This is a genomic window from Wolbachia endosymbiont (group A) of Cephus spinipes, assembly GCF_964026895.1.
GTDB lineage: Bacteria > Pseudomonadota > Alphaproteobacteria > Rickettsiales > Anaplasmataceae > Wolbachia > Wolbachia pipientis.
The window spans coordinates 594,261-607,433 of the sequence record NZ_OZ034713.1; the positions used below are offsets into that span (position 1 = coordinate 594,261).

The following is a 13,173-nucleotide window of genomic DNA, read 5'->3' on the forward strand; positions in this document are numbered from 1 at the left end:
ACAACTTTTAACTTTGTAAAAGATAGCCAAGAAAGTTGCATTTGCAGCAAATTTTAAGATACCCATCTATGGCCTAACTTAACGCGCATGAACGTTCTCAGAAGCCCTGTTATTCTACTAATATCTCTCTCTTTCCTGAATAATTTGGAGCACTGACAACACCTTCTTTTTCCATTCTTTCAACGATGTTTGCAGCTCTGTTATAGCCTATTCTAAGTTGTCGCTGAATGTAACTGGTTGAAACTTTTTGATCTCTTTGAATGATGGCCACTGCTTGATTGTAGAGGTCGTTTTCTTCATCCTCTGTTTCACCTTCTGATTCCACAGAAGAATTTTCATCTTCTTTGGTAATTTCCTCCATATAATTTGGCTCACCTTGCATTTTCAGATGATCAACTATATCTTGTACCTCATCATCGCTCACAAATGGGCCGTGAATTCGAATAATCTTACCACCAGAGGCCATATAAAGCATATCACCCATACCAAGCAATTGTTCAGCCCCTTGTTCGCCAAGTATTGTGCGACTATCTATCTTAGAAGTAACAGCAAAACTGATTCTCGTTGGAAAGTTCGCCTTTATCACACCTGTGATCACATCCACAGATGGGCGTTGTGTTGCCATTATGATGTGTATTCCTGCAGCACGAGCCATCTGAGCTAAGCGTTGAATAGAGCACTCTATTTCTTTGCCGGCAACAAGCATCAAATCTGCCATTTCATCTACAATCACTACAATATATGGGAATGTTTCCATTTTAATCGGCAGCTTTTCAAACAAAGGTTTGCCTGTTGTTGAGTTAAAGCCAATCTGCACAACGCGCTCCAATTCTATTCCACTATTCATCGCTTCTGTGATTCTTTGGTTATAGTTTATTACATTGCGCACATTTAAATAGGACATCATGCGATAGCGGTTTTCCATCTCTTTTACTATCCACTTAAGAGCGACTACAGCCTTTTTTGGCTCTGTTACCACTGGCGTTATTAGATGCGGTATTGCATCATATATTGAAAGCTCAAGCATTTTTGGGTCGATCATTATCATCTTACATTCATCAGGACTTAATCGATAAACGAGTGAAAGAATCATAGTGTTAATCGCAACTGATTTACCAGACCCTGTGGTTCCAGCAACGAGCAAGTGGGGCATTTTAGTTAGATCTGCAATAACTGGTTTTCCACTTATTTCTTTGCCAAGCGCAATTGGGAGATTTAAGTTTGCATTTTGGTATTCTGGGGATTCAAGCAAATCACGCAGCATTACAATTTCCCGTTCCTTGTTCGGCAACTCTATTCCCATAGCATTTTGCCCACGAATTATTGAAATACGTGCAGAGAGTGCACTCATCGAACGTGCAATGTCATCTGCAAGGCCAATTACTCTTGCAGATTTCGTGCCAGCTTGTGGTTCAAGTTTGTACAAAGTCACAACCGGCCCATAGCATACACTGATAATTTTTCCTTGCACGCCAAAATCACTCAGGACTTGTTCCAGCAGAGATAAATTTTTATTGCTCTCCATTTCATTCAGCTGCTTTCTCTGCAAAGACTCCTCTGCTTTAGAAAGTAAATGGATACTTGGAAACTTAAACTCACTTAAAACCTCCTCGGTAGCTTTTTTCTGTCTTTCTTTTGGTTGTTGTTTAGTAGTGATTTTAGTTCTATGTTTTTCTTCTACTACTAATGGTGCAATTGAATACTCAGTAGTTTTATGTGATCTGAAGAATGGAACATTTACAAATAAGCAAGCTATTTTTTTACATAAGAAGAATAGAGAGTAAATTGTTCTCTTCCAACCAACAGATCCTACAAGACCTATTGATGTTACTATCACAAATATATAAAACGGGCAGTTATTAATTAGTGCATTCCCTATTATTCCACTGTGTCTGTACCTTGCAGTGATGCCTAGCGAAAGTTGTGGTAGTATAGCACATATCCCTAAATTGATTAATATTAAATAGAGAATTTTTAGCAGCCTTTTTGATGGCCTGAAGATCAACAAGTAAACTATGGTTGTAGCTATTGTAACACTAGTTAATCCAAGAAATTGAACCAATATATCAGCTAAATATGAACTTACTATTCCACCTAAATTTGTCACTTCCTCATTTGTAGCTGTGTTTAAGGAAGGATCTTTATAGTTATAGCTAAAAACTGATATATATATATATATTAAAAGGGATAGATATATTGCTGATTTTAGATATTTTTTTAACATCTACCTAAAGTAGTAAGCTACTGTATATTTTACAAAGTGAATTGTTATTAGCAATATCATTATAGATAAATCTAATCCGTTGAACGGTGGTATATATCTTCTAATAATCTTTAGTGGTGGATATGTCAATTGGTTCAAGATGTGCATTATGCTACTGACAGTTTCATTATATATGTTCACCATATTAAGTTTAACCAGCCAGTTTAGGACAACCCAACATATTAGAATGAAGCTATAAAGATCAAGTAACGTATTGAGTAGATATATGATTGGATGCATACATATCTATTACACGAAAGTTATATAAAAGACAAGTATTTAGCCTTTTCAAACTCAAAATGTTGTTTTTGCTGAACCAAAAAAAACTTCATTTTTTGAGCTGCGCAAAGCCACCTAAAGTAGAGAATGGACAAGGAAGGAGGGGTGTATAATATATATTAATGTTGATATTTATTTCTTATAAATATCATCTCTATGTCCTATCTCTGTGATAGTTACTATATGATCTAATTGATTTACTCTGTAAATTACACGATAGTCACCAACTCTTAGCCTTCTACATCCTTTTAAGTTATGATGTAGTGGTTCACCAAAATTTATTGGGTCAACTGTAAGACGTTCTTTTATAGCCTTTTGAACTCTTAGCCTTATTGTCTTTGGAAGGTTTGGTAAATCTTTTTCAACAACACTCTTTAGAGACTTAACCTTGTAACGCTCTAATCCCACTTAATATCTTCAAAATCAACTGTTTCTGCACCTTCAACATCACGCTCATCAGAAATTTTAGATACTAAAAAATCCTCCATTTCAAGCTCAACTGCTTCTCTAAATAGTTTTCCTGCTAATTCTTGAACGGGCTGTTTAGTAAATTCAGATAATTCAGCAAGATGCTTTAAAGTTTCTTCGCTAAGAGCTATGTTAATGCCTGAATTTGCCATATGTTTTACCGAACTCTACTACTGTAACAAGTATACAACATTTTTTTTAATTTTTCAATAAAGAAAGTTGATGATACGTAAGAAAAATTTTGCCACCTGCGTTAATAAATAATTAAAAATTTAGCATATTTATCTACCCTCTATTCTATTACTTAAGTTAGACCACTTTTTTCTATTAATATTTTTTGTTTATAAAGATGAGCAGTTACTCATCACGCAGTTGATCTATGGATATAATACTACCGTTTGATAGTTTTTCAGTACATTTTTCACTTTTGTATTCTTTATCAGAGTCGATACTGATTTTGTCAAATATTAAAACATCTCCTGAAATTTTATCACGAAACTCACTAATAGCAAAAAACGGTATAGTAATTCGCTCTTGTTTTCCTTGAAAACTCAAACTGACGCTAAATTTATCCTCAGAAACTTTTAAATCATAGAATTGATGCTGTAATATAATAAGCATTTGAGTAGGGTATGACTTTTTCAAACGATCTGGCATGGTCACACCATTAAAATATGTGAAAAATAATATTTCTAAGTGAGGGATAAAACCATTACCTGATATAACATCTAAAGTCTTTTTGATAACTTGAAACTTAGCAGAATTAAGCAGTTTTTTGTAATCTGTTTGCTCCATATAACTTTCACATACGTAAATTTTGGGGGAACTTCTGTTACCCGGCGTTCCCTAAACCGTGCTTTAGTAATAAACCGGTTGTGCTAAATTAAGCAGCAACACGATATTCTTCAGCAGCAAAATTATCGTTTGCATTTAAATTATGAACTCTTAGCGGTGGTGTCTAACCGAGCAAAGCTACCATCTTTACTATGCATGTCGATCCTTAATCGCCCCCGTATAATTAAAAAACATGGTGGAGGCGCCGAGTACTGCCCTCGGGTCCAATACACCTATTACAAGGTAATTTTATTGCTATAGTACACAAAATGTACATAGCTATTATATAGCAACATTAAATAAATGTCAAGATATTATGACCTTAAGTTGATTTATTGCTAAAACAAAATTAATATTTCCAGTAAAAAATTCTGTGCTCTTAACCTGACACATATGGCTTTTTGAATACTCCCAATGAAAATATTTATAAATAAATATTTACTCTTCTTTTTTATTGTTTTTAGGTTTTTCTTGATCAACCATTTCTCCACCGATCTCTTTTATTTTTAGTATCAACGACTCTGGTACATACATGTCAATTACTTCTTCTGCTGTCACAAATAAAGCCTGATAAGAGTGTGAATTTATTATCCAATTAGGCAATATGTCTTCTGCTTCTATTTTATACTCTCCCTCTTTTTTGTCATATACTGTGTAGCAATATAAGTGCACAGCAAAAAATAATACATAAGAGAGCAATATTCCTTTAAGCACTCCGAGAAAGATTCCAGTAACTCTATCGATAAACCCCAACCTTATGGGTAATAATATGTACATTAGCCAGTTATTTATTATCATGAATATAAGATTAAGTATAATAAATACAGAGATTGTAGAAAGTATGTTTAGTGTAACTTTAGAATCAAAATATTTACTATAATTTGGAGTGAAAAAATCATAGTGATTAGCTGTCAGAAAGACCGATAAAAATAGAAACATTAGTGCGCATAGCTCTTTTATAAAGCCTCTAGTTACCGAGATTATTACGCATAGAACAACAATGAAGATAATTAGGCTATCGAAAAGCATGTTTTATATCTATATGGTTTTCAAGATATAATAGTTGTAAATAACAAGGTTGTAAAATTAATTGTATTTATGCTGCATCAATTGATCTAAATACCTAGCGATCATGTCAATTTCTAAATTCAAATAATCATTTACTTTGTTGTACTGAAAAGTTGTATTTTCCCATGTATAGGGAGTGATATTTACTGTAAATTCCTGATTAACAACTGAATTCACTGTGAGGGAAACCCCATCTAGTGTAACGGAGCTTTTTTTTGCAACAAATTTAATTAATTCTTGTGGGCACGATAGTTTGATTTCATGAGAATCTAAATTTTGATTAATTGTTAAAAATTTTACTATCCCATCAACATGACCCTGAACCAGGTGGCCATCGATCTTATCGCTTAATCTCATTGCTTGTTCGAGATTTATTTTTTTTCCTATTCTCCACGTATTTAAGTTAGCAACCTTCATAGTTTCTTGAGATGCTTGGACTGTAAATGTATCGCTCATTATATCAACAACAGTTAAACACACACCAGAGCAAGCTATTGAATCTCCTTTATTTATAGAGGATAAATTTTGTGTCTTGATATGGAAAATTTGATCAGAGTTGGAGTGAGTGGTAGTATCAGTTATAGTCCCGATATCCGTGATAATTCCTTTAAACATATGGTGAAAATAAATAATTTTACCATGAAAAATTTTTTACAACAACTTATTTCTATTTTGTTATAGTTAAAGTAATTCTGGTTTACCGACAATTTAAAAAACGACAAATTCGTCATCCCGCTACGTGTTAGCGGGATCTAGAGATACCGTGACGGTATGACGTAGGAAAACTGAGCCTGCACTAGCTATAGGCGCGAGAAAGGGGATCGTTTTCACTTACTTGCTTAATAGATTCTATAGAATATTCAGAATATATAAAGCGAGCTAAATTCAAAATACACAGCGCGATTAATATTGGCAACCCTATGTTCAATGCTAACCCAATACTTTCCCTTTTTTCTGGTGGCACTAATCCTTTTAACATTGACACTTTTCCTAATGGAAAATGCCATAAGCAAAGTGTTGATGCAGATGCTACTATTATAAATAGACAAAAATAAGCCTTTTTTGAGGAAGATACAGTTTTTAACGGTGATTTGAGTGTAATGTTAGTAGGTGGTAGAGTTTTAGCTTCATTTGTTGCTGGTGAAAGATCTTTAATTGGTAAAGGGTTTGTAGATTTATGAGGAGTATTTTCATGTTGTGGAGAAGGTTGTTGTATATAAACACCTGAAACTAATTTAAGCAATTGCTCTTTTTTTCTATATACTTGTTTTTGTAAATATTCTTTACCTAAAAGTGAGTTACTAAGAGGTTGTGGCCTTTCGAGTATCTGTAATACTTCTGATATTTCGCCTGGCTCTAATATTGCATGTAATTGTTTATCTTGAAAGTAAACAATATTGAATACTGAGCTGAAAATATTGCAAAATGTTTCTGGATCTTGATTTTTGTATCCACTCATCACTTCAATAAATATTTTATCGAGCTTTTTCCCCCTGTGCTCAATTTGGTTATCTATCACAGCTACTCTAGCATCATTTCGTGCTTGTTTTATGGTAGATTGTTTTTCTTCTTCTGGTAGTTCTTGAGATTGCTTTTTCGATTTTTTTCTATTAGCTTTAAAATACTCTGTGTGCGAAGTAGTTTGACCTACATTCTGTTCTGCTTCTTGAGGTATTGGATTTTCTATACTACCCCCTGTCATCCGAGTAGCTTGACTACTTGGATCCATGTTTCTTTTTTCCTGGTCAAACGCTGGAATAACACCAAATGGTATATTGTTGCTCTGTATAGAAAATTTTGGCAATTGTTGGGAAAAGAATTGTGACGTATTAAAAAAATTGGGTAGACAGAAAAAAGATCTAAACCAGAAAACGTTTTCATGCATTGCAGCAACTACTATCGAAACACGTGTAACTTGTTTTCCATTATTTGTTACATCGAAGCCAAATGAGCCTGTAACTGGTACGATTTGTTTATTTTGTGCATTTTTTTGGTTAGTTTCACTCTGTTCTTTTTTGTCTTCATTTTCAGTTTTTTCTGCATGTTGTAGCTTTTCATTTAGAAATAACTCGATTTGGTACAAGTTGTCCAGGTTAATGTTTTCAACGTCTGTTTGTAGCGTTATCGTTGTGCCCTGCAGAAGGATTTGAGGCGGAGCACTATTTACGAATTCTTCTACAGTTTTATAACTGTTAGTTTTACAGTAGTTATTATATAGTTCACTGCTTTCTTTGGGCACTTTTATGTTGGCTGTAAATTTTTTTTCCCGGGAAAGGCAGATTTTGAAAAAATCAATTAAAGGGTTTATTCGAAATAATCTTATATTAAAGGTGTCTTTATCTGTTGCTGTTAGCTCAAATGAAAATTTTTGTATATTGCTTTCAATACTTCTCGAGCGAATAGCACTGATCTTAATTGTTTCGCTAGAAAATGCTTTACTTATGTTTCTGGATTTTTCCTTAAAGAGCTTAGGTAAATCCTCTATTTTATACTTATTCTTAGTTTCAGTGTTACTGTTGTGCATAGTTGATACAGCAAATTCATCAACGCAAAGGTAAATAAAAAAGATTAATTAGTCAATAAATTAATAATCAGAATAGGGCAATTTTTCGGATTGTTGATGATATTTAAAATTTCACTATAATGAAAGTTTAAGCCAGCGTTTTTAAGATGAATAAAGAGTTATTAGATGACATACTTTCACTTGAAGATAAAGCAGTTTCCGAAATTGAGAATGCTTCTTCTTTGCAAGATTTAGAAAAAGTTAGGCTATTATATTTGGGAAAAAAGGGTGTAGTTAGAGCGTATTTTGATAACTTAAAAAAGATAGAAAATGCAGAGAAAAAGCGTGATTTAGGTGCAGTGATTAACGCTTTACGTGATAAGATAGATCATCTTATCATGAATAGGGAAAATGTGCTAAAAACAGAAGAAGTTAACTTTAAATTGCAGAACGAGGCGGTTGATATCACGTTGCCCGTTAGACCAGAAAAAATGGGCAAGGTCCATCCACTCAGTAAGGTTATAAATGAAGTAAAGCTTATTTTTGCACATATGGGTTTTAAAGCAGTTGATGGCCCTGATATTGAAGATGAATTTCATGTATTTGATGCACTGAATACTCCAAGTCATCATCCTGCGCGAGAGGAGCAAGATACCTTCTACTTAAAGAACAAAATAGATGATAAAAGAATGGTACTGCGCACTCACACCTCATCTGTACAGATTAGAACCATGGAAAAAACAAAAAAGTTCCCAATTAAAATAGTAGCTGCAGGTAGAGTATACAGAAACGACTTTGATGCAACTCACACCCCTATGTTCCATCAAATAGAGGGGTTATATGTCGATGAGAATGTCAATATGGGCCAGTTAAAATTTACTATTCATCACTTCCTTAATAAGTTCTTTGGCGATAAAGGGCTGAAGATACGTTTTCGTAATAGTTTTTTCCCTTTTACCGAGCCTTCTGCGGAAGTGGACATAAGTTATAAAGGTAGTAAATGGATAGAAGTACTGGGATGCGGTATGACGCATCCAAATGTATTTCAAAATGTTGGAATAGACCATACTAAATACAACGGTTTTGCGTTTGGCATTGGTATAGAAAGGCTTGCAATGCTAAAATATCAAATTAGCGACTTGAGGAGCTTTTATGACAACAAAATCAGCTGGCTTGATCATTACGGTTTTCATTTTTCATCTTTAAGATAAGTGATAAGTAAAACTCATACGTTCGTTATACTTGCTGCAGGGCATGGCAGGCGGATGAATTCAGATTTGCCTAAGGTCCTACACAAAATAGGCAGTTTTTCCATGCTCCAGCATGTCATTTACAATGCAAAACAGTTAAATCCTGAAAATATTGCTGTTGTAGTTGATCAGCCTTTAATTGAAAGACTAAAGTGTTTTAAGGATATACAGTTAATTACACAAGAATTAACACTTGGCACGGGAGATGCGGTCAAAACTGCGATGAGAAACCTAAGAGAATTGCCAGATTCAAGCATAGTTGTTGTGCAGTATGGGGATACTCCGCTCATAAAAAGCAGCACAATAACTAAAATGATTAGTTATTTAGAAGGCAAGGCTCTAGTTTGCCTAGGTTTTAGGACAAGCAATAAAGAATACGGTAGGTTAATTATTGAGAATGGTTCCTTAAGAGAAATCGTAGAAGCAAAGAGTGATAAAAATAATCATGAAGAATTTCTTGCCAATGCTGGAATAATGGTGGCATGTGCAAAGAATTTACGTGAATTGGTGGAGAAAATAGAGTGCAATAGCTCAACTCATGAATATTACTTGACCGATATAGTTTCCATTGCAGTGAAGAGTAATTTAAATGTCGGTTACGTTATTACCGGTGGAGAAGAAGCAACGGGAATAAATAACAGAAATGACCTTATAAAAGCTGAATTTTACTTTCAAGAAAATAAAAGAAAAGTTTTTACCGACTCCGGAGTAACGCTTGTTGCACCAGAGACTGTTTTCTTTTCTCTTGATACGCAAATTGCCAGAGATTCAGTTATTTACCCATATGTTTTTTTCGGTACTGGAGTGAAAATAGAGTCTGGTGCGAAAATACTGCCATTTTCGCATTTAGAAAATTGCTTAATTGAAAGTAATGCTGAGGTCGGTCCATTTACCAGAATACGCGGAAACACAACAATTGGTAATAAGGCAAAAATAGGAAATTTTGTGGAAGTGAAAACAAGTGAAGTTGGTCAAAACACTAGAATAAAACACTTAAGTTATATAGGAAATGCTAAAGTAGGGCAGGAGAGTAATATAGGAGCAGGCACTATTGTTTGTAATTATGATGGGAAAAATAAACATGAAACGAATATAGGGAGCAATTGCTTTGTTGGCGCCAATAGCTCACTAATTGCGCCGCTTAATATTCATGATGAATCTGTAATTGCAGCAGGTAGTGTTATAGTTGAGGATGTACCAGAAAAAAGCCTTGCAATAGCAAGAGAAAAGCAAGTAACTAAGAGAATAAAGTAGTCTAATTTAATTATGTTGTTGTGTCATTTTTAATATTAGACTTCTTGCATAACCATATAACAAACTTTTATTGGGAATAGAAACAAAAAAACTTCCTTGACAAACTCCGCCAGCCTCCTTATCATGATGTGTATAACAATGTTACAAAAAATAATATCATAGAATTCAGTAGGATTATTCCTAGGGTGTTTCTATGTTCCAAAAGAGGAAACTTAAATAACAAAATAAATACCCTTTAATATACACAGAAGGCATTCTATAGCTAACTTAGGTAACCAGATACAACTATAACTTTTATTGTTTAATAACATTTGTGCCATTCTCTCTAACTTGAGCTTATGGTTTAAAGTATAGCTCTTCTCATAATAATCCAAACAAGTTAAGATATGGATTTATGGTAGTGGGGTTAGTATGCCAGCAGCGTATAGTTACGACTTAAGGAAAAAAGCAATGGAAGCATTGGATGAAGGAGAAAGTAGATCAACTGTTGCCGAGAGATTTAAAATTGGAAAAACGACTCTATATGAGTGGCAGAAAAGGCGTAAGGAAACGGGAGATTTTCAGTCAAAAAAGCCTGGAAGCGTAGGATATAACCATAAAATTACCGATTGGAATGTTTTTACCAAGTTTGCAAAAAACCATAGTGGCAAAACTCAGTCAGAGATGGCTAAACTCTGGGGCAATATCAGTCGACAAACGATTCACCGCGCACTTAAAAATATTGGATTTACAAGAAAAAAAGACCTACGGATATAAAGAAAGAAATGAAGAAAAGCGAGCTCAATTTTCAAAGGTTATAGCAACAAAATGTCATGAAAATCTTGTATATATTGACGAATCTGGAATAGACAATACAGAAGACTACCCATATGGATATTGCAGAAAAGGAGAGAGGTTTCATTCACTAAAATCAGGTAAAAAAACTCAGCGCGTCAGTATGATTGCAGCTCTAAATAAAGAGAAAATCATTACTCCATTAACCTTTGAAGGCTACTGCAATAAGGATGTTTTCGAGGCTTGGTTTGAGCAGTTTTTAACTCCAATTTTAAGGTTTGGCCAAACTGTAATTCTTGATAACGCTACTTTTCATAAATCTAAAAAAATAGATGATCTTGCTAAAGGAGTTGGTGCTGAAATTCTTTATCTTCCTCCATATTCTCCAGACTTTAACAAAATTGAGCATCAGTGGTTTGCTATAAAGAACAGAGCTAGAAAAAATATCCCTATTTTTAAATCTTTTCGTCAAGCTGTTGATTCTGCTTTCTTATTCTGACTATTATGAGAAGAGCTATACAACCAACATAACATTGTATAAGGGTTTGTCTAAAATATAGTCCAAAATCTGTATTATAAATATGAATGTAGAAAATAAAAGGACATTACTGAATAAGTAACATCCTTTTGAAGAAGGTGAGCTGTTTATCTTGATGTTTGCAAAGATTGTGTCACCTGAATTGGCTCTTGACCATACATGAATGTAGAAGGCTGTTGTTCACCTATTTTTTCCTGCGAATTTACTTTTCTCAATTGTGACCTAGTTGTAATTAAGTCGTCCGAAGAAATAATCATCCTCTCTGGTGTAGAAGGAATAGATGCACCTCTTCCACTATCAGAATCACTAAGGTCACTGAAAGAACTGCTTTTAGACGCAATACTGTCATCGATATCACTGAACGTACTAATGGCACTAAAATAGCTACTATTAGAAGCTAAACTACTAACAGAATTACTGCGAGTTGGAGTTCTATTAGATAAAATATCCAGATTTCGTTTGACAGTAGGATGATTGAAAACATCTTCACTCAGAGAACTTTGTGAAAATGAATTCATAACCCCATTCAAATTAGTCAGTGAGGCACTTATATTTTGTACTTTTGGAGTGAATGCATTAGTAAAGTTGCCAGTGCTATTACGTCGCGTTACTTCTGGTCTACTTCCTATTGTTGCAGTTGGTGTTGCAGCTAAAACTTGATACTTAACATTACTTACTTTTTTGCTTTCACCACACTTGCTTGCTATCTTATTAAGGTTCTCTATAGAGTTAGAAAGTTTATGCTCTATTTTACATTCTCTGATAATCCTATTAATTTCATCATGATGTTCAGAGAAAATTTCATAGAGATTGTTATCATCTTGAGCTAACAAATTTTGCAACTTCTTAGTATCCAATTTATCGACAAAAGCCGCTTGCTGTGCCAATTGATAGACTAACTGGTCCTTTTTGAAACCTTGTGGACCATCAATAGAATCAGCTTTTTCTGATATTTTTCTGTTTAATTCAGAGAATATTTCCTTAATTAAAGCAGACTTATTGATAGTCTTGTCTTGCAAAACTTCACTAACAAGCATCTCCTTCACACTGTTGAAATTTTTCGTTTTTTCTTCTGTTTTTAAAACAACAGTTTGACTCTGTAAGTCTATTGAATATGGAATGCTATCCAAATTAGATATACTTGAACCCAAATTACCTAGTTTACTTCCCACTTTTTTAAGTGTATCACTTGTGCCCTCCCTTGTTTTCTGTGCTACAGAACTTCCAGCTTCTTTTAATGAATCTCTAGCATTTATAAAGCCTTTTTTTATTTTGCCTGCAGTATATTGTGCTCCTTCAACAGTTTTTTCAGCTGACCATTTGAGTCCTTTATATCCAGATTGAACTGATTTTACAGCCACTTTTACAGCGAAGTATAAAGTAAGACCAACTATAGCACCTGGTATAGCAAGTGTTACACCAACTGCCAAAAGTGGTAACAATGCTGTAAATAGCCCACTTGCTGTACCTACTACAAGAGCCTGATCTCCTTGTTTCATTCGAAAGAATTCTGTATCTCCTTTTAACAGGTCAGAGATTCTTTCCTTGAGCTTTTTGTGATTATGAATACTCTCTATATTTGATGGATCTTCAGTAAATTTCTTTAAATCAAGATCATTTTCTTGTTGAGTTACAAGAGAATCTAAATTTGTTTCATTAGGTAACATTTTTAACCTCACTATTAATTCAATATATTATATTTTATATATGTCATCATTAAATTAGTGTTAACTTGATTACTAATATTGGTATAGCTTAAAATAATTTAGCTGGACATGATTTTATAGAGACTCAAATTTACGATTAGAGCCTAGAGTATAGTAATTATAAATGACTCAAGAGACTTTGTTCAGCCAAAATCATTAGATTCAAACTGATAAGGCTGTATATAGAATATCAGAGGATTATCCTGATAATAGTGTTAAATCAAGATTGGAATATA

The 13,173-nt window shown here is 33.9% G+C and carries 12 protein-coding genes and 1 other RNA gene; 3 read left to right on the top strand and 10 right to left on the bottom strand.

Annotated features, from left to right (window positions below; translation table 11 throughout):
* Positions 1–109: 109 nt before the first annotated feature.
* The 9 genes from AAGD59_RS02825 to AAGD59_RS02865 all read right to left on the bottom strand — a co-directional run bounded on the left by AAGD59_RS02825 (position 110) and on the right by AAGD59_RS02865 (position 7,436).
* The gene (locus AAGD59_RS02825) at positions 110–2,224 is read right to left on the bottom strand and encodes an FtsK/SpoIIIE family DNA translocase (protein WP_141456784.1); all 2,115 of its coding nucleotides are present in this window, start codon (positions 2,222–2,224) and stop codon (positions 110–112) included.
* The gene (locus AAGD59_RS02830; protein WP_006279515.1) at positions 2,225–2,503 is read right to left on the bottom strand and encodes a YggT family protein; all 279 of its coding nucleotides are present in this window, start codon (positions 2,501–2,503) and stop codon (positions 2,225–2,227) included.
* Between the two features lie 171 nt (positions 2,504–2,674).
* Positions 2,675–2,950, bottom strand: coding sequence for a type II toxin-antitoxin system RelE family toxin (locus AAGD59_RS02835; protein WP_015588829.1), 276 nt, complete (start codon positions 2,948–2,950; stop codon positions 2,675–2,677).
* On the bottom strand, positions 2,941–3,162 hold the full coding sequence (locus AAGD59_RS02840) for a hypothetical protein (RefSeq protein ID WP_006279415.1): 222 nt from the start codon (positions 3,160–3,162) through the stop codon (positions 2,941–2,943). The genes AAGD59_RS02835 and AAGD59_RS02840 overlap by 10 nt, the downstream gene beginning before the upstream one ends.
* Positions 3,163–3,367: 205 nt before the next feature.
* Positions 3,368–3,805: a ClpXP protease specificity-enhancing factor SspB gene (locus tag AAGD59_RS02845; RefSeq protein ID WP_006279412.1), complete on the bottom strand. Its 438-nt coding sequence runs from the start codon at positions 3,803–3,805 to the stop codon at positions 3,368–3,370.
* Positions 3,806–3,827: 22 nt separating this feature from the next.
* Positions 3,828–4,158, bottom strand: a transfer-messenger RNA (tmRNA) gene (gene ssrA / locus AAGD59_RS02850).
* Between the two features lie 124 nt (positions 4,159–4,282).
* Positions 4,283–4,873: a CvpA family protein gene (locus AAGD59_RS02855; RefSeq protein WP_015588828.1), complete on the bottom strand. Its 591-nt coding sequence runs from the start codon at positions 4,871–4,873 to the stop codon at positions 4,283–4,285.
* A 57-nt stretch (positions 4,874–4,930) separates the two neighbouring features.
* On the bottom strand, positions 4,931–5,527 hold the full coding sequence (locus tag AAGD59_RS02860) for a riboflavin synthase (RefSeq protein ID WP_012673066.1): 597 nt from the start codon (positions 5,525–5,527) through the stop codon (positions 4,931–4,933).
* Between the two features lie 181 nt (positions 5,528–5,708).
* Complete coding sequence (locus AAGD59_RS02865; protein ID WP_265027942.1) at positions 5,709–7,436, bottom strand: hypothetical protein; 1,728 nt, start codon at positions 7,434–7,436, stop codon at positions 5,709–5,711.
* Between the two features lie 146 nt (positions 7,437–7,582).
* Between AAGD59_RS02865 and pheS the strand changes: the two genes are divergently transcribed.
* The 3 genes from pheS (at position 7,583) to AAGD59_RS02880 (ending at position 11,192) form a co-directional block, all read left to right on the top strand.
* Entirely contained in the window at positions 7,583–8,626 is a 1,044-nt protein-coding gene (gene pheS, locus AAGD59_RS02870) for a phenylalanine--tRNA ligase subunit alpha (protein WP_015588826.1), read from the top strand.
* Positions 8,627–9,919, top strand: coding sequence for a bifunctional UDP-N-acetylglucosamine diphosphorylase/glucosamine-1-phosphate N-acetyltransferase GlmU (glmU, locus tag AAGD59_RS02875; RefSeq protein ID WP_265027943.1), 1,293 nt, complete (start codon positions 8,627–8,629; stop codon positions 9,917–9,919).
* 411 nt (positions 9,920–10,330) lie between these two features.
* Positions 10,331–11,192 (top strand): IS630 family transposase gene (locus tag AAGD59_RS02880; protein WP_128081745.1). Its coding sequence is split into 2 segments (ribosomal slippage): positions 10,331–10,656 and positions 10,655–11,192, totalling 864 coding nucleotides; the frame shifts between segments, so codons are not numbered across the junction.
* A gap of 146 nt (positions 11,193–11,338) precedes the next feature.
* On the opposite strand, the gene AAGD59_RS02885 is transcribed toward AAGD59_RS02880, so the two are convergent.
* Positions 11,339–12,898, bottom strand: coding sequence for a hypothetical protein (locus AAGD59_RS02885; protein WP_265027944.1), 1,560 nt, complete (start codon positions 12,896–12,898; stop codon positions 11,339–11,341).
* Between the last annotated feature and the right edge of the window lie 275 nt (positions 12,899–13,173).